Raw genomic sequence first — 16,372 nt, forward strand, 5'->3', positions numbered from 1 at the left:
AAGCGCTTCGCGAACGACGTTCGAGATTTCGGACAAGATGCTTCTGGTGGGCTCCGGGCTCAGCCCGCGTACGGATCGGGGGTGGTTCCCGGCCGGGCCAGGAAAGCGAAGTCGCAGCCGGTGTCGGCCTGGGAGATCTGCTCCATGTAGAGCGCGCCGTAGCCGCGCTCGTACCGGGCCGGCGGCGGTGCCCACGCGGCCCTGCGGCGGTCCAGCTCCTCGTCCGGGACGTGCAGGTGGAGGGAGCGTGCCGCGACGTCGAGGGTGATCGTATCGCCCGTACGGACGAGGGCAAGGGGTCCGCCGACATGCGACTCGGGCGCCACGTGCAGCACACACGCCCCATAACTCGTCCCGCTCATCCGGGCGTCCGAGATCCGGACCATGTCCCGCACCCCCTGCTCCAGGAGGTACCGGGGGATCGGCAGCATGCCGTACTCCGGCATCCCAGGACCGCCCTTCGGGCCGGCGCCGCGCAGCACGAGCACGTGCTCGGCCGTGATGCCGAGCGCCGGGTCGTCGATGGTCCGCTGCATCGTCCGGTAGTCGTCGAAGACGACCGCCGGGCCGGTGTGCCGGAGCAGATGGGGCTCGGCCGCGATGTGCTTGATGACGGCGCCGTCCGGGCAGAGGTTGCCGCGCAGGACCGCGACCCCGCCCTCGGCGGCCAGCGGCCGCGACCGCTCCCGGATCACCTCGTCGTCGTGGACCAGCGCCCCGGCGAGCTGCTCGCGCAGGGTGGCGTGGGAGACGGTCGGCCGGTCCAGGTGGAGCACGTCGGTGAGCCGGGACAGGAATCCCGTCATCCCGCCCGCGAAGTGGAAGTCCTCCATCAGATACCGCCCACCGGGCCGCAGGTTCGCGAGCACCGGAACGGTCCGCGCGATCCGGTCGAAGTCGTCGAGGGTCAGCTTCACCCCCGACCGGCCGGCCATCGCGATCAGATGGATGACCGCGTTGGTCGACCCCCCGAGCGCGAGCACCGCCGCGACCGCGTCCTCGTACGCCTCCGCCGTCAGGATCCGCGAGAGCCGCAGGTCCTGGCGTACGAGTTCCACGATCCGCAGCCCCGAGGCCGCCGCCATCCGGTCGTGCCCCGAGTCCACCGCCGGCACCGAGGAGGCACCCGGCACGGTCACGCCCAGGGTCTCCGCGGCGGCGGTGAGCGTGGACGCCGTCCCCATCGTCATGCAGTGGCCGGGGGAGCGGGCGAGACCGCTCTCCAGCTCGGCCAGCTCGCAGTCGCCGATCGTCCCGGCCCGCTTCTCGTCCCAGTACTTCCACATGTCCGTGCCGGAACCGAGCGTCTCGCCGCGCCAGTGACCCGGCAGCATCGGTCCCGCCGGGACGAACACGGTCGGCAGGTCGACCGAGGCCGCGCCCATCAGGAGCGCGGGGGTCGTCTTGTCGCAGCCGCCCATCAGCACCGCCCCGTCCACCGGGTACGAGCGCAGCAGCTCCTCCGTCTCCATCGCCAGGAGGTTGCGGTAGAGCATCGGGGTCGGCTTCTGGAAGGTCTCCGACAGGGTGGAGACCGGGAATTCGAGCGGGAAGCCGCCCGCCTGCCACACGCCCCGCTTCACGGCCTGCGCCCGGTCGCGCAGATGCACGTGGCAGGGGTTGATGTCGGACCAGGTGTTGAGGATCGCGATCACCGGCTTGCCGAGGTGCTCCTCGGGCAGGTAGCCGAGCTGCCGGGTGCGGGCGCGGTGACTGAACGAGCGCAACCCGTCGGTGCCGTACCACTGGTGGCTGCGGAGCTCTTCGGGGCGCCTGCCCGGGCTCGGCATGGCCGGGGCCTCGGGGCGCATCTCCCGGCCCGTCGCGCCCGTCGCGCCCGTCACGCCGGCCACCCCGCGGCTATCGCGGCGACCTCGGCCCGCTCCGCGTCCGGGAGTTCCCGGCTCGGCGGACGGATGTCCCGGCGGCACAGGCCGAGCGAGGCCAGGGCCTCCTTGACCACGGTCACGTTGTCGGCGCTCGCGTTGGCCGCGCGCAGCTCCTCGAAGCGGCGGATCCTCTCCCACACCTTCATCGCGGTCGGGTAGTCGCCCGCCCGCAGGGCGTCGAGCATCTCCAGGGAGAGCGCGGGGGAGACGTTGACCAGGCCGGAGGTGAAGCCGGTCGCGCCGCTCGCGAAGTACGCGGGCGCGTACGGCTCGGCGAGCCCCGCCACCCACACGAACCGGTCGAGGCCCGCGTCCCGCGCGAAGCCGGCGAACCGGGCCGCGTCCGGGACTGCGTACTTCACGCCGACGACGTTGGGGCAGGCGGCGCCGAGTTCGGCGAGCCGGGCCCCGCTCAGGAGCGGGTTGCGGAGGTAGGGGACGACGCCCAGCTCGGGCACGGCCTCGGCGATGGCCCGGTGGTAGTCGACCCAGCCGCTCTCGGAGACGTACGGGTGGACGGGCTGGTGGACCATCACCATGTGGGCGCCGGTGGCGCGGGCGTGCCGGGCGGCCTCCACCGCGGTCGGCACGTCGTGGCCGACGCCGACCAGGATCGCGGCCCGGCCGCCGGCCTCCTCGACGGTCGCCTCGGTGAGGGAGCGGCGCTCCTCGGGGGTGAGGGCGTAGAACTCGCCCGTGTTGCCGTTCGGGGTGAGGGTGCGGACGCCGCCGTCGAGCAGCCGGCGCAGGAGCGCGCGGTGGGCGGCGGTGTCCACGGAGCCGTCCTCGGCGAACGGCGTGACCGGGATGGCCACGACGTCGGCGAGGGCGGCCCTCATCGTCTCGAATTGCATGCTCACTCGCTGTCCAGGGGGGAGGAGGGGAAGGCGCGCTCGACGAACGAGGCGATGTGGTCGTGCACGGCCCGGCCGGCCCCGTCGACGTCGCCCGCGACGGCGAGCCGCAGGATCTCCTCGTGTTCGGCCGCCTCGCGGTCCCAGGAGGGGACGGCGGCCCAGGCGACCGTGGAGACCAGGGCGGCCTGGTCGCGGACCTCGTCGAGCATCCGGCCGAGCAGCGGGTTGCCGCAGGGCAGGTAGAGCGCCCGGTGGAAGTCCCGGTTGGCCAGGGACCGTTCGGCAGGGTCCTCGGCTCCGGCGGCGCGGCGCAGGGCGTCGTCCGCCGCGTCGAGCGGGGCTCCGGAGGCGACGGCGCGGCGGACGGCCTCGGGCTCCAGGAGCAGGCGCACGTCGTAGACCGCGCGGGCCATGTCCGCGTCGACCATCCGGACCGTGACGCCCTTGTACTGGCTCATCACCACGAGCCCGCTGCCCGCGAGGGTCTTGAGCGCCTCGCGGACCGGGGTCTTCGAGACCCCGAAGCGCGCGGCGAGTTCGGTCTCCACGAGCGCCTGGCCGGGTCTGAGACCCCCGGTGAGGATGTCGTGCTTGATCGCTTCCAGGACGTACTGGGTGCGGGAGGGGATGGGACTGGGGGCGAAGGCCATGGAGCACTCTCAGATCTCGTGTATCGCGTCTCATATATGACGTACGAAGTGCAACGGGCATGAAGCTAAGGGGGCGTTCGTGTTTCGTCAATGGATCGCGCAAGCGCTTTCTGAGTTCCGGGTCCGGTGACGGTGGGGCGTCCACGCCTCGTACGCCACCGAAGTCCGCGATCTGCTCCCGGAAGCCGACCGCTTCACGGCCCACGCCTCCGTCAAGCGCGTCACCGGCCGCGGCGACATCCTGAACCCGGCCCTCCTGGCCGTGGAGTGCCGCGCACCCGCCGAGGGCGTCACGGGGCCCCGCGTCACCCACCACGCCGGAAAGGCCCACCGCGGCCCCGACTTCGCCCTCGACGGCGCGGGCACCGGCGCGGGCACCGTCCACCAGGACGGACAGGCGTACTGACCCGCTACACGTCCCTCACCGGCCGCCCCGCCCTCCCGCCGCCCTGGTCCTTCGGCTGTGCGGGGCCCGCCCTCGCGGCCTGACCGGTACCGAACCGCCGCGATCACGCCGAGAGGAACGGCTCCGTCAGATGCGGCGTCGCCAGGTGCAGCGTGGTGGCGGTTCCGTGGCTGAGCATGCGATTCCTCGAGTGCCGGGCCGCCTCGGGGTCGGCCTCGTGCGCGTAGGCGAGCTCGGGGTGGAGCAGCTGGAGCGCGTGCACCAGGAGGTCGCCGGTGACAAGCGCCAGCTCGCGCCCGTCGGCGACCAGCACGCTCTGGTGTCCGGGCGTGTGGCCGGGTGTAGCGACCGCGCGCCCGGTGCGCAGCGGCGTGTCCCCGTCGAGGATCCGAAGTCTGCCGGCGGCGGCGAGCGGGTCGGTGAGGGTCCCGCGAAGTTGCGGGTTGAGCGTGTCGACGGCGTCGAACTCGGCCCGCTGGAGCAGGTATTCGGCGTTCGGGAAATAAGGTCGGCGATCGCCGGTCGAAGTCCTGCCGTCCATTCCGCCGCCCGCTGACGGCACGGCCGCCTCGCTCACGACCGCCCAGCCGACGTGGTCGGTGTGTAGATGTGTGAGCACCACGGTGTCGACCTCGGCCGGGTCGATGCCCGCCGCGGGGAGCACGCCGGGCACGGGTGCCCACGAGCCGGCCGGGCTGTCCGCCGGACCGATCCCGGCGTCCACGTGGCCGGCCGCCGTTCTCGTCCTCGTGTTCGTCCTGGGCGCGCTGTCGTTCGCGGTGGGCGCCACTCTGATCACGCGTGTCCTGTACGAGGCCGACAGAGCACCGGCGCTGGCCGGCGCCTACGCGACGGCCGCGCTCAACACCGGCGCCGTCCTCGGACCGCTCCTCGCCGCGCCGGCCCTCGGCACGGCGGCCGGCGACCGGGGTCCGCTCTGGGTGAGCGCGGCCCTCGTCGCCGTCGCCCTGCTGGTCCTCCCCACCGCCCGAGTAGGGTCGGGCGCATGGCCGAGAACGAGGGGACGCTGCGCGACGCCGCGCAGCGGAAGATGGACGTGCTCGCGCGGCTGGAGAAGGAGGTGGACATCTGGGTGGCGTCGGCCGACGGTGACGGACGGCCGTATCTCGTGCCGCTGGCGTTCCTCTGGGACGGCGAGGCCGTCTGGCTGTGCACCCGCCGGACCAACCCCACCGGGCGGAACCTCGTCGCCGGGGGCCGTACCCGGCTCGCCTTCGGCGACACCCGGGACGTCGTCCTCATGGACGGCGAGGTCACCACCCCCCCGAGCGACGACGTACCTGTGGCGGCGATCGAGGGTTTCGCCGCGAAGACGGGGTGGGACCCTCGTACGTCCGGCCCCGCGTACGTCTGGTTCCGGGTCCGGCCGGTCGCGGTGGAGGCATGGATCGAGGAGCCCGAGATCGTGGGGCGGCACATCATGCGGGACGGCGTCTGGGCGGACGGGGCCTGAGCTCAGGAGTGGCGGTGGTAGGCCTTGTCGGCGACGAGCCGGCCGCCGTCCACCTGGAACGCGCCGTCCCGGATGCCCTTGATGCGGGCGCTGGGCAGGAACGCGGCGCGGAAGTGGACCGGGTCGCCTGTGGCATGGCCGCGCATGCCTCGTCGCCGGGGCCCGGCACCGGACCGAACCGGTGCCGGGCCCCCGACCGCAGACCGTTCAGCCGGCGAAACCGATGTGCGCGAGGCGTACCTGCCCGTGCAGCCGGACCCGGAGGTCCGTGACGTCCTGGAGGTGCAGCGGGGCGACCAGCGTGCGGTATGCGTACGGGCCACCCGTCGGCGCGACCTCGATCCGGGCCGGCGGGGTGCCGTCGGCGAGGGCCGGTTCGACCGCGTCCTCGCCCGCGACCGCCACGGCGGCCTCCGTGACCCCGTCGACGAAGTCGCAGGAGCGGTAGAGGAGTTCGCCTCCGGCATCCGGCTCGGCGGGGGTCACCGCGTCGCCCGCGACCTTCGTGCGGTCCACGATGACCGTGCCGGACTGCTCGTCGTAGTCCGCCGCGGCGAGCCCGTCCACCAGGACCGGGCGCGGGCCCGGCGCCTCGCCGGCCACCTCGACGCGGACCGTGCGCCGGATGTCCGCGCTGGACGCGCCCGCCTGGATGTCGTACGCCCGGGGCTCCACCGTCCACCGCCCGTGCGCCACGTCCCAGTACCCGAGGGCTCGGAACGGCAGCGTGAAGGAGAGCGTGGCGGAGGCGCCGGGGGCGAGCGACGTCCGCTCGTGCGCGACCAGTTCGCGGTGCGGGCGCGGTACAAAGGGCGTCACGGCCCGCGCGTACACCTGGACCACCTCGTCCGAGGCGACGGCACCGGTGTTGGTGACCGTGCAGCCGATCCGTACCGTCTCCCCGTCGACGGCCGCCGACAGCTCCTCGTACGCGAAGGACGTGTACGACAGGCCGTGCCCGAAGGGGAAGAGCGGCGTCCCGTCGAAGTACAGGTACGTCTGACGGCCGCCGATCACGTCGTAGTCGAGCCTCCCCGGCAGGTCCGCGTCGGCGGCGTACCAGGTCTGCGGGAGCCGGCCCGCGGGGGAGACGTCACCCGCCAGGACCCGGGCGAGCGCCGTGCCCGCCGCCTGCCCGCCGTGCGCGGTCCACAGCACCGCCGGGAACGTGGCGGCCGCCTCGGGCACGGCGTACGGGTAGGAGGAGACGAGCACGAGGACGGTCCGGGGGTTCGCGGCGTGCGCGGCCCGCCACAGCCGGTCCTGGTGGGCGGGCAGGCCGAGCGTCGTACGGTCCTCGGTCTCCCGGCCGTCGACGTGCGGGTCGTTCCCGGCGACCACGACCACCACGTCCGCTCCGGCGGCGGCCCGGGCGACCGCCTCCTCGCCCCGCTCGACCGTCTCCACGGAGAACGCCTCGGCGGATTCCCGGCCGGCGGCAACCTTCACGCCGTCGGCGGCGACAGAGACGTAGCCACCCGTACCGAGGTGCCGAAGGAGGTGAGCACCGTCGTGGGCTTCGAGCCGGAACGTCTCCTGGACGACCCAGCCGCCGGGCTCGTCCGCCGAGGCGCGGACGAAGCCGTCCCCGGCCACCGACAGGTACCGGCCGTCGGGGGCGCGCAGCGTCAGCACCCCGCCGCCCCAGTCGATCAGGGCCAGTTCCGAACCCTCGGCGTCGGCGGTCAGCGGCGGCAGGTCGGCGCGGCCCGCGAGCAGCGCCGGGTCGAGTGCGACCCCGGTGTCTTGTACGGCGTGCCCGGCCCCCGCGTCCGGGACGCGCACCCGGGTGCCGGAGGCGGTGCGCAGCCGCACCCGGTCCACGCCCTCGGCGAAGTCCACCCGGTCCGGGCCGAACCGCTCCCGCAGCCCGTCGAGGGGCGAGGAGCGGTGGAGCAGCGTCCCGCTGTACCAGTCCAGCTTGCCGGCGTCGCCGAGGAGACCGACCACCGCGATCCGGCGCCCGTCGTCCGCGAAGGGCAGGAGCGGACCCTCCCCGCCCCGGGGCTCGTTCCTCAGCAGGACGAGCGCCGCCTCGGCCGCCTCGCGGGCCAGCTCCCGGTGCTCCGGCGTGTCGAACCGGTCCTCGTCCGCGTACGGACCGGGCTCCGGGTCGAACTCGCCGAGCCGGCACCGCACGCTCAACTGCCGCCGCACCGCCCGGTCCACGTCCTCCTGGCCGATCAGCCCGCGATCGAGGGCCCCGCGCAGCCGGCCCAGGATGACCGAGGCGTCCGTGCCGTGGTCGGTGAAGGAGTCGACCCCGGCGCGCAGAGCCGCCGCCACCGCTTCCTCGTGGGTCGCGAAGTACGCCTGGGAGTCGGCCAGGTTGGACGGGGCTCCCGCGTCCGAGCAGACCAGGAGCTCCTGGTCCGTCCAGCTGCGCAGCTCCTCCTCCAGGTACGGGGAGAGGTGGTTCGGCCGGCCGTTGACCAGGTTGTACGCGGGCATCACCCCGGCGACCGCGCCCGCCTCGACGGCCCCGCGGAAGGCCCGCAGGTCGTACTCGTGCAGCACCCGGGGCCGTACGGAGGCCGAGGAGGTGTCCCGCGCGGCCTCGTTGTTGTGCGCGAGCCAGTGCTTGAGGACGGGTGCGGTACGCCAGTGGACCGGGTGGTCGCCGCGCAGCCCCCGCGTATAGGCGACGGCGATCGCGGAGGTCAGCGCCGGGTCCTCCGCGTACCCCTCCTCGCCGCGCCCCCACAGCGGGTTGCGCAGCAGGTTCACCGTCGGCGCCCAGACGTTCAGGCCGCCCGCTCGTCCTTGGCGCGCATCGCCCGGGCCTCCCGGGACACCGCCTCGCCGACCCGGCGCACGAGCTCGGGGTGCCAGGTCGCCACCAGTCCCACGGCCTGCGGGAAGACGGTCGCCGGGCCCATCCAGGCGACGCCGTGCAGGGCCTGCTGGCCGGTGCGGAAGGCGGCGAGCCCGAGGCGCTCGACGCCGGGCGTGAACTGGTGGAGCAGCGCGAGGCGTTCGTCGGCGGTGAGCCGGTCGAGCAGGTCGTCGAGCCGGCGGACCACGGGGAGGGCCGGGTCACGGAAAGGCGGCCGGTGTGCGGTCACGTGCGAGTCCCTTGGCAGAGAGGAGGAGCGAGGGTTTCGAAGCGCTTCGATGCTCCGTGCGCGGAGAGTGGGTGTCAAGGGCGCGGTGAGGGTCGCCTCCCGTGTGCGGCAGTCGTGTGGGCGGATCGGCAAAGTGCCCCGGAGCCCGAGATGTTCGGGAGCGACTCTTGTCACGCCTGCGACGGCCACTTAGCCTCGCAGTATTGTCGAAGCGCTTCAACTCCACGGGTCGACAGCGCCCGGGGTTCCGCCCCGCCCGCTCCACCTCCACCACCGCAGCCGCCCGGCGACACCTCGGTCGCCGCCTGTCCTGGCGCGTGCCATGAAGGGTTGACGCAATGACGCCGAACGCCGTCTCCACGGGGCGTCCTGGAGCTGGCCCCGTGACACACGGCCCCGTCCACGGGACCTGGGAGCCCGTGCCCGCCGCCCGCTGGGAGGACGCCTTCCTCGCCGGCAACGGCCGGCACCGCGCCCTGGTCCCCGGCGACCCCGAGGACGACGAGGTGATCGTCACCCACCACAGCCTCGTACGGCCGAACAACCCGCCCGCCGACACCGCGCCGCCCCGGCTCGCCGCCGCCCTCCCGGCCCTCCAGGACGCCCTGCTCGCCGGGGACGTGACGGCGGCCGAGCGGTTCACCGACGGGCGGCCACTGCGCTGGGTGCGGCCCTTCCACCCCGGCTTCCGGACGCGGATCCGGCGCGCGCCAGGCGGACCCGCCCTCCCCACCCGCCGGTCGGTGGACTTCACCACCGGGGTGGTCACCGGCCTGAGCGGGGAGCGGCGCAGCGAGGTCTTCGTCTCCCGCGCCGACGACGTCCTCGTCCAGTACGTCACGGGGCCCGGGCCCGCCGTCGAGATCGACCTCGACCACCGGCTGCCCGGCGTCCCCGCCGACCTCATGACCGGCCGGGGCGTCGCCACCGCCCGCCGCGAGACCGTCCTGACCCTGCAGGCCCGCTACCCCGGCAGCCCGCTCCGATACACCGGCCTCACCCTCCTGCTCACCGACACCGGCCGGACCACGGTCACCGCCTCCGGCATCCGCGTCGAAGGCGCCCGGCAGCTGCTCCTCCTCACCCGGGTACGCCGCCACGAGGGCGAACTCGACGCGGAGAAGGAGACGGAGGAACTGCGGTTCCTGCTCGGCGACCCGGACCCGGACCTCGCCGGGCTCCACGCCCGGCTCCTGGCCCGGCACACCGCCCTGCACGCCGCCGCCTACCGGCGCGTCACCCTCGACCTCGGCGCGAACCCGGCGGAGCGGGACCTCCCGGGCTCCACCCTTCTCCGCAGGCCCGGCAGCCCCGCCCTCCTGGAGCGGCTCTTCGCCGCCGGCCGCTACCACCTGCTCTCCTCCTCCGGCGCCCGCCCGCCCCGGCTCACCGGCCTGTGGACCGGCGACTGGAACACCGCCTGGTCCGGGGCCTACACCACCAACGCCAACCTCAACCTCCAGACCTCGTCCGCCGTCGCCGCCGACCTGCCCGAGGTGACGGAGGCCCACGCGGCGCTGATCCAGGACCAGTTGCCGGACTGGCGGGACAACGCGAAGGCGATCTTCGGCGCCCGGGGCATCGTCGCCCCCTCCCACACGGACGGCGAGTCGGGGCACTCGTACCACTTCAGCCTCGAATACCCCCTGCACCTGTGGACCGCGGGAGCCGACTGGCTCCTGAAACCACTCCTCGACCACGAGGAGGCGACCGGCCGCCGCGACCCGGCGACCACCGCAGCCCTCGCCGAACTCGCCCTCTTCTACGAGGACTTCCTCACCCGCACCGGACCCGACGGACGGATCGTCGTCGTCCCCTCGTACTCGCCGGAGAACCGGCCGCGCGGCGGCAGCTGGGGTGCGATCGACGCCACCATGGACATCGCCGCCGCCCGGCGCGCGCTGCGCGCCGCCGCCGACCGCGCCCCGGCGTCCGACGCCGACCGCCTGCGCGCGCTCGCCGACCGCCTCCCGCCGTACCGGGTCAACGAGGAGGGGGCGCTCGCCGAATGGGCGAGGCCCGGCCTCGAAGACCGCTACGACCACCGGCACCTCAGCCATCTGTACCCGGTCTGGCCGCTCGACGAGATCAACCCGTACGACACCCCCGACCTCGCGAAGGCCGCGCGTCGCGCCCTCGAACTCCGGGGCAGCGAGAACGACTCGGCCCACGGACACCTCCACCACGGCCTGGTCGCCGCCCGCCTCCGGGACCCCGCCCGCACCGACGACGCCCTCGGCCGGGTCCTCGCGGGCGACTACTTCCACGCCTCCCTCATGAGCGCGCACTACCCGGGCCGTGACGTCTACAACGCCGACGCCGCACACACCCTGCCCGCGCTGCTCATCGAGGCCCTCGTGCAGTCCACGCCCGGCCGGCTCGTCCTGCTGCCCGCGCGGCCCGACCGCTGTCCGGAGGGGCGCCTCACCGGCGTACGGACCCGGTTCGGCGCCCGCGTCGACCTGAGCTGGTCACCGGGTGCGTACCGCGCGGTCCTCCGCCCCGACCGGGACGCGGAGATCGAGCTCAGGACCCCGGCGGGGGCGACCCGGCTCGTGCTGCGCGCGGGCGAGGAGCGGACCGTCAGTTCCTGAGGCCGGGCGGTGGGCCGGAGCTGTCCCGTACGGTCAGGGCCGGCGCCAGGAGCTCGACCCCGGTGACCCCCTCGTCGCCGGGCCGGGCGAGGCGGGCGATCAGCCGCTCCACGGCCCGGCGGCCCAGCTCCTGCGCCGGGATCGGCACCGAACTGAGCGCCACCGAGGCCTGAGCGGCGATCTGACCGGCGCAGACCGAGACCACCGACACGTCCTCCGGCACGGGATCGAAGCGCTTCGACGTCAGGCTCGCGCGGCTGTCTACCGAACCGTTCAGTCTTGACGGTGAACTGGTCGGTGTAGTTCGCTTGTGCTCCGGGGGCGGCGCGGGCTGCCGGCGGGACGAGGGGGGCGGAGAGATGTTCGCGGTGATCTACCGGTGGCGGGTGCGCCCGGGCAAGGAGCAGCTGCTCCTCGACGGCTGGCACCGGGTGACCCTGGCGATCCACCAGGAGTGCGGAAGCCACGGCTCCCGGCTCCACCGGGCGGACGACGGCACCTGGGTGGCGTACGCGCGCTGGCCCGACCGGGAGACCCGGGAGAAGTGCGGGACCCCCGATCCCGAGGGCGAGGCGATGATGCGCGAGGCGATCGCGGAGTACTTCCCCGAGACGCGCCTCGCCATCGTCGACGACCTGCTCGCCGAACCGGACGCCGACTGAAGGACGGTGCGTCAGCGGGGGTCTTCCCGAAGCGGACAAGGGCGCCCGGGGCCCGCGAGCCGAGCGGGGTCGGGGAGGGCGTGCGGGGAGGCAAGGGGGCTTCAGGGGCGCAGCAGGACCTTGCCCGTGCCCGGATCGCCGCCGCCCACCAGGGCGAGCGCCTCCCCGAACCGTTCGAGCGGGAACTCGTGGGTGACGAGCGCGGCCGGGTCGAGCAGCCCCACGGAGAGGGCGCGGACCGCGTCGGCCCAGGCGGCGGAGGACGCGCCGAAGACGCTGCGGATCTCCAGCTGGCTGACGGACAGGTGGACCGGGTCGATGCCGGTGGCGCCCGCGCCGAACATGCCGGTGAGCACCACCCGGCCGCCCTTGCGGGCCAGGAGGCAGGAGGAGGCCGCGGTCGTGGGCGCCCCGGCGGTCTCGACGACCAGGTCGAAACGCCCCGCCGCGTCCTCCGCCTCCTTCGGGGTGACAGCCCGTTCGGCGCCGAACTCCATGGCCTGCACCGCCCGTTCGGTACGGGGGTCCACGACGGTCAGTTCGGCGGGGGAGGAGGCGGCGAGCCGCTGGACGGCGAGCAGGCCGAGCGTTCCGGCGCCCACGACGGCGATCCGCTCGCCGGGGCGCGGCCGACCGGCACGTACCGCGGCGGCGACGACGGCGGCCGGTTCGAGCAGGGCCGCGGCCCGGAGGTCCACCCCGTCCGGGAGCGGGTGCAGCAGCCGGGCGGGGACCACCAGGTGGTCGGCGAAGGCGCCCGGTTCGGTGAAACCCGTCTCCGCGTACCCGGCCGTGCACAGGCTGGTCTCCCCGTACCGGCACCGCTCGCACGTCCCGCAGGCCCGGAAGCCCTCGGCGACGCACGGCCGGCCGACCAGCGCCGGGTCGACGCCCGGGCCGACGGCCTCCACGGTGCCCGACCACTCGTGGCCGGGGACCACCGGATAGCGGACGTAACCGGGGGCGCGGCGGCCCTCGTACAGCTCGCGGTCGCTCATGCAGATCCCGGCGGCGGCGACCTGCACCCGGACCTCGCCGGGGCCGGGCGCGGGGGTCTCGCGTACGACGAGCCGGTGCTCACCGGGCCGGTCGACGAGGACGGCACGACCCGTCACCGTGCCGGAGCGCGCGCTCACTTCGGCTGCCTCTTCTCCCAGCCCTCGGCCCACAGGTCGAAGCGGGCCCGCTGCTGAGGGAACTCGGCCGCCGCGTCCACATCGAGCTCGACGCCGAGGCCGGGCGCGTGGGAGACCGCGAAGCAGCCGGTCTCCGGGTCGACCTCGGGCGCCCCGCGCACCACCTTCTTGATCTCCGCGTCGGCGAAGTCGTTGAAGTGCTCCAGAACCTTGAAGTTGGGGGTGCAGGACGCGAGTTGGAGGCTGGCGGCGGTGAGGACCGAGCCGCCGACGTTGTGCGGGGCGACGAGGACGTAGTGGGTCTCGGCGGTGGCGGCGAGCTTCCTGGCCTCCAGGATGCCGCCGATGTGCCCGACATCGGGCTGGACGATGTCGGCCGCCTGCGACTCGAACAGTTCGCGGAACTCGATCCGGTCGTGGATCCGTTCACCCGTCGCGATCGGCAGGTCCACCTTGTCGGCGACCTTGCGCAGGGCCTTGAGGTTCTCCGGCGGCACCGGCTCCTCCAGCCAGGCGGGCCGGTACGGGGCCAGTTCGCGCGCGAGCCGGACGGCCGTGGCGGGGGAGAAGCGCCCGTGCATCTCCACCATCAGCTCGGTGTCCGGGCCGATCGCGTCACGGACGGCCTCGATCAGCGCGACCGACTCCCGCGAGCGCGCGGCGTCCAGCTCGTAGTGGCCGTCGCCGAACGGGTCGATCTTCAGGGCGCGGTAGCCGCGCGCCACGACCGCGCGGGCCGCCGCGTGGTAGGCCTCCGGGGTGCGCTCGGTGGTGTACCAGCCGTTGGCGTAGGCCTTGACCCGGTCGGTGACCTTCCCGCCGAGCAGCTGCCAGACCGGCACGCCGAGCGCCTTGCCCTTGATGTCCCAGCAGGCCGTCTCCACCACCGCGATCCCGGACATGACGATCTCGCCGGCCCGCCCGAAGTCGCCGTACTTCATCCGCCGGACGAGATCCTCGACGGCGAACGGGTCCGAACCCGCGATGTGGTTGGCCTCCGCCTCACGGAGATAGCCGAGCAGGGCGTCGGTGTGCCCGAGCATGCGGGTCTCGCCGACGCCGGTCAGCCCCTCGTCGGTGTGGACCAGGACATAGGTGAGATTGCGCCAGGGCGTGCCGACGACATGAGTGGTGATTCCCGTGATGCGCACGGTGATTGCTCCGTTCGGAATGTCGAACGCCACTCTGCGGGAGGGCGGCGTGACCGAGGCGGGGGCGGCGGGGGTGCCGACGGGAGCGCGCCCACGCTAGTCTCTGTCCGCGATTTCGATCGTGGTCCGGAATATCGAACAGTGTGAGGGTGAGGTGGGGGCCATGGGACGACTCGTACCCGCGGTGACCAGGGCGTTCGACATACTGGAGCTCTTCCTCCAGGGCGACGGCACGCTGTCCGCACCCGAGATCACCCGCAGGCTCCAGCTGCCGCGCACCACCACCCACGAGCTGGTCACCACCCTGACCGCCCGCAACTACCTCGTCCCGGTGCCGGAACAGCCCGGCCGCTACCGGCTCGGCGTCCGTACGTACCAGCTCGGCAGCCGGTACGCGGAGCAGCTCGACCTCGCGGCCGAGGGGCACCAGGTCGCCCGCGAGGTCGCCGACACCTGCGGCGAGACCGTCCACGTGGCCGTCCTGGAGGACATGGACGTCATCTACATCGCCAAGGTGGACTCCACCCACGCGGTGCGGATGGTCTCGGCGGCCGGCCGGCGGCTCCCCGCCCACTGCACCGCCGTGGGCAAGATGCTGCTCGCCACCCTGCCCGAGGACGAGCTCGACGAGCGGCTCGAAGAGCGCGAACTCGTCGCCATGACGCCGCACAGCCTCACCGGCCCGGACGTGCTGCGGGCCGCGCTCGCGGAGATCCGGATCCTCGGCGTCGCCGTCGAGCAGCAGGAGTCCAACCCCGACGTCAGCTGCGTCGCCGCGCCGGTACGGGACCGCTTCGGCCGGGTCGTCGCGGCGCTGTCCGTCTCCGTGCCGGTGCACCGCTGGAGCGAGGACCGCGAGAACGAACTCACCGCCCTCGCGGTCCAGGGAGCCGGCGAACTCTCGGCCCGGTTGGGGCACCGGGGCGCGGTGCGCTGACGCACGGACCGGCGCGGACGCTCGTACCTGCCCTGGTGTACGCACCGGCGCGGACGCTCGTACCAGTGCTGATGCTCGGACCGGCGCGGACGCTCGTACCTTCGCTGATGCACCGACCGGCGCCGCCGTCGGCATCGGCTTCGGCACCCGCGCCGGTGTCGGCTCACGCCTCCACATCAGCGGCCGCGCGTCCCGTGTCCCGGCGTTCGCGCGGCTGGCGCATGCGGCTGACCGGGCCGAAGACCTCCCGGTCGTCGAGGAAGCCCTCCAGGGCGAAGGCGGCCGCGCCCCGCGTGACCGCGTTGTGCGGCACCGCGCTGCGCCGCAGGGTCGCGGCCCGGTGCGGCAGCGGCAGGACGTGCCGGGCGACCGCCTCGTACGTGGCGCTCAGCAGGCGCTCGCCGAGCAGGTCCACGACCTGGTTGCCGAGGACGAGCACCCGGGGGTTGAGCAGGTTGATCAGATTGGCCACCGCCGCACCGAGGTGGCGGGCGGTCCGGTCGATGACCGCCTCGGCCACCGGGTCCTGCTCCGCGGCCGCGCGGGCCAGGGCGGCGACCGTCGCCGCGTCGTCCGTCCCCGTCGCCCGCTCGTCGCCGGGGGCGAGTTCGCGCCAGGTCTGGGCGATCCCCCGCGTGCTGACGTACGCCTCCACACAGCCCCGGTTGCCGCAGGTGCACAGCCGGCCGTCGACGGCGAGGCAGGTGTGCCCCCACTCGCCGGCGCTGTTGGTGAAGCCCCGGTAGAGCTGGCCGCCGATCGCGATCCCGGCGCCGACGCCGGCGCGCAGGGTGAGCACCACCAGGTCGTCGACCTCCCGCCCGGCGCCGAACCACAGCTCGGCGACCGTGCTGGCGCGCAGCGGGTTGTCGAGCCAGAGGGGCAGCCCGAGGCGTTCGTCGAGCAGGGACCGCAGCGGCACCTCGCGCCAGGACCAGTACGGGGAGTACGACGAGACGCCGCCCTCGCGCTCCACCATGCCCGGCACGCTCACCCCGGCCCCGAGCACCCGCTCGCGGGGCACGCCGGCGCCGTGCAGGAGTTCCTCGACGCATGCGGCGAGCTGCTCCACCACGTCGGCGGGCCGGACGTCGCCCGGGGGGAGCGGTCGCTCGACGGAGTGCCGGACCTCCAGGGCCAGGTCGAAGAGCTCCGCGTGGACCGAGGTCTCCGCGATGTCGATGCCGATCAGCGCGCCCCGCTCGGCGTTGACGGCGAGCCGCGCGCGGGGCCGGCCGCCGCTGGAGTCCTCGTGGCCCGCCTCGACGAGGACACCGGCCTCCAGGAGCTCGGCGGTGAGGTTGGCGACGGTCGCGAAGGACAGGCCGGTCGCCGCCGCGAGGTCCTGGCGGCTCATCGCGCCCGGTCCCGCGTAGAAGCGCCGCAGGACCTCGAAGCGATTGAGGCGGCGAATCTCCTGCGACGTCCGCTTGATCATCTGTGCTGTCCTCCGCTCGGCCTGCCCGTACACCGCCCGTCCCCCAGATCTTATTCAAAGGGTTGGAAGAAGAGGAGGGCAGGTTATTTACAACCGTTAGACGAACCCGTAGT

Annotated in this window: 13 protein-coding genes and 3 pseudogenes; 6 read left to right on the forward strand and 10 right to left on the reverse strand. The window is 74.0% G+C overall.

Annotated elements, in window-relative coordinates:
• Positions 1–59: 59 nt before the first annotated feature.
• Genes araD through ACN9M0_RS32115 form a run of 3 tightly spaced genes read right to left on the reverse strand, consistent with a single transcriptional unit; the run spans position 60 to position 3,396 of the window.
• Complete coding sequence (araD, locus tag ACN9M0_RS32105; RefSeq protein ID WP_426405357.1) at positions 60–1,790, reverse strand: L-arabinonate dehydratase; 1,731 nt, start codon at positions 1,788–1,790, stop codon at positions 60–62.
• Positions 1,791–1,840: 50 nt separating this feature from the next.
• Entirely contained in the window at positions 1,841–2,743 is a 903-nt protein-coding gene (locus tag ACN9M0_RS32110) for a dihydrodipicolinate synthase family protein (RefSeq protein ID WP_366038980.1), read from the reverse strand.
• A gap of 2 nt (positions 2,744–2,745) precedes the next feature.
• Positions 2,746–3,396 (reverse strand): GntR family transcriptional regulator, encoded by a 651-nt coding sequence (locus ACN9M0_RS32115; protein WP_426404651.1) that lies wholly within the window; start codon positions 3,394–3,396, stop codon positions 2,746–2,748.
• A gap of 130 nt (positions 3,397–3,526) precedes the next feature.
• Between ACN9M0_RS32115 and ACN9M0_RS32120 the strand changes: the two are divergent.
• Positions 3,527–3,790, forward strand: a pseudogene (locus ACN9M0_RS32120) (alpha-xylosidase); the annotation flags it as partial.
• Between the two features lie 115 nt (positions 3,791–3,905).
• Here the strand turns inward: ACN9M0_RS32120 and ACN9M0_RS32125 are convergent.
• Complete coding sequence (locus tag ACN9M0_RS32125) at positions 3,906–4,601, reverse strand: MBL fold metallo-hydrolase (protein ID WP_426404652.1); 696 nt, start codon at positions 4,599–4,601, stop codon at positions 3,906–3,908.
• On the opposite strand from ACN9M0_RS32125, the pseudogene ACN9M0_RS32130 reads away from it, so the two are divergent.
• Positions 4,504–4,779 (forward strand): annotated as a pseudogene (locus tag ACN9M0_RS32130) (Cmx/CmrA family chloramphenicol efflux MFS transporter); the annotation flags it as partial. The gene ACN9M0_RS32125 and the pseudogene ACN9M0_RS32130 sit on opposite strands and share 98 nt — an antisense overlap.
• 29 nt (positions 4,780–4,808) lie before the next feature.
• Positions 4,809–5,276 carry a pyridoxamine 5'-phosphate oxidase family protein gene (locus ACN9M0_RS32135; protein ID WP_426404653.1) on the forward strand — a complete coding sequence of 156 codons (468 nt, stop codon included), beginning with the start codon at positions 4,809–4,811 and terminating at the stop codon, positions 5,274–5,276.
• A 2-nt stretch (positions 5,277–5,278) separates the two neighbouring features.
• Here ACN9M0_RS32135 and ACN9M0_RS32140 read toward each other — a convergent pair whose 3' ends face one another.
• A complete protein-coding gene (locus ACN9M0_RS32140; protein ID WP_426404654.1) occupies positions 5,279–5,422 on the reverse strand; it encodes a nuclear transport factor 2 family protein in 144 nt (47 codons plus the stop codon).
• Between the two features lie 61 nt (positions 5,423–5,483).
• Positions 5,484–8,341 (reverse strand): annotated as a pseudogene (locus tag ACN9M0_RS32145) (glycoside hydrolase family 3 C-terminal domain-containing protein).
• Positions 8,342–8,724: 383 nt separating this feature from the next.
• On the opposite strand from ACN9M0_RS32145, the gene ACN9M0_RS32150 reads away from it, so the two are divergent.
• The gene (locus ACN9M0_RS32150) at positions 8,725–10,935 is read left to right on the forward strand and encodes a glycosyl hydrolase family 95 catalytic domain-containing protein (protein ID WP_426404655.1); all 2,211 of its coding nucleotides are present in this window, start codon (positions 8,725–8,727) and stop codon (positions 10,933–10,935) included.
• Here ACN9M0_RS32150 and ACN9M0_RS32155 read toward each other — a convergent pair.
• Complete coding sequence (locus ACN9M0_RS32155) at positions 10,925–11,158, reverse strand: substrate-binding domain-containing protein (protein WP_426404656.1); 234 nt, start codon at positions 11,156–11,158, stop codon at positions 10,925–10,927. The genes ACN9M0_RS32150 and ACN9M0_RS32155 overlap by 11 nt on opposite strands.
• Positions 11,159–11,294: 136 nt before the next feature.
• Between ACN9M0_RS32155 and ACN9M0_RS32160 the strand changes: the two genes are divergently transcribed.
• Complete coding sequence (locus ACN9M0_RS32160) at positions 11,295–11,597, forward strand: antibiotic biosynthesis monooxygenase family protein (protein WP_366042571.1); 303 nt, start codon at positions 11,295–11,297, stop codon at positions 11,595–11,597.
• A 101-nt stretch (positions 11,598–11,698) separates the two neighbouring features.
• On the opposite strand, the gene ACN9M0_RS32165 is transcribed toward ACN9M0_RS32160, so the two are convergent.
• Positions 11,699–12,733 (reverse strand): zinc-dependent alcohol dehydrogenase, encoded by a 1,035-nt coding sequence (locus tag ACN9M0_RS32165; protein ID WP_426404657.1) that lies wholly within the window; start codon positions 12,731–12,733, stop codon positions 11,699–11,701.
• Positions 12,730–13,884 (reverse strand): mandelate racemase/muconate lactonizing enzyme family protein, encoded by a 1,155-nt coding sequence (locus tag ACN9M0_RS32170; RefSeq protein ID WP_426404658.1) that lies wholly within the window; start codon positions 13,882–13,884, stop codon positions 12,730–12,732. Before ACN9M0_RS32170 ends, ACN9M0_RS32165 begins: the two co-directional genes overlap by 4 nt.
• A 163-nt stretch (positions 13,885–14,047) precedes the next feature.
• Between ACN9M0_RS32170 and ACN9M0_RS32175 the strand changes: the two genes are divergently transcribed.
• Positions 14,048–14,821 (forward strand): IclR family transcriptional regulator, encoded by a 774-nt coding sequence (locus ACN9M0_RS32175; RefSeq protein WP_366042574.1) that lies wholly within the window; start codon positions 14,048–14,050, stop codon positions 14,819–14,821.
• 163 nt (positions 14,822–14,984) lie between these two features.
• Here the strand turns inward: ACN9M0_RS32175 and ACN9M0_RS32180 are convergent, their stop codons facing one another.
• Positions 14,985–16,259: an ROK family protein gene (locus ACN9M0_RS32180; RefSeq protein WP_426404659.1), complete on the reverse strand. Its 1,275-nt coding sequence runs from the start codon at positions 16,257–16,259 to the stop codon at positions 14,985–14,987.
• Positions 16,260–16,372: the final 113 nt, after the last annotated feature.

This window comes from Streptomyces sp. R-07 (assembly GCF_049913175.1).
GTDB lineage: Bacteria > Actinomycetota > Actinomycetes > Streptomycetales > Streptomycetaceae > Streptomyces.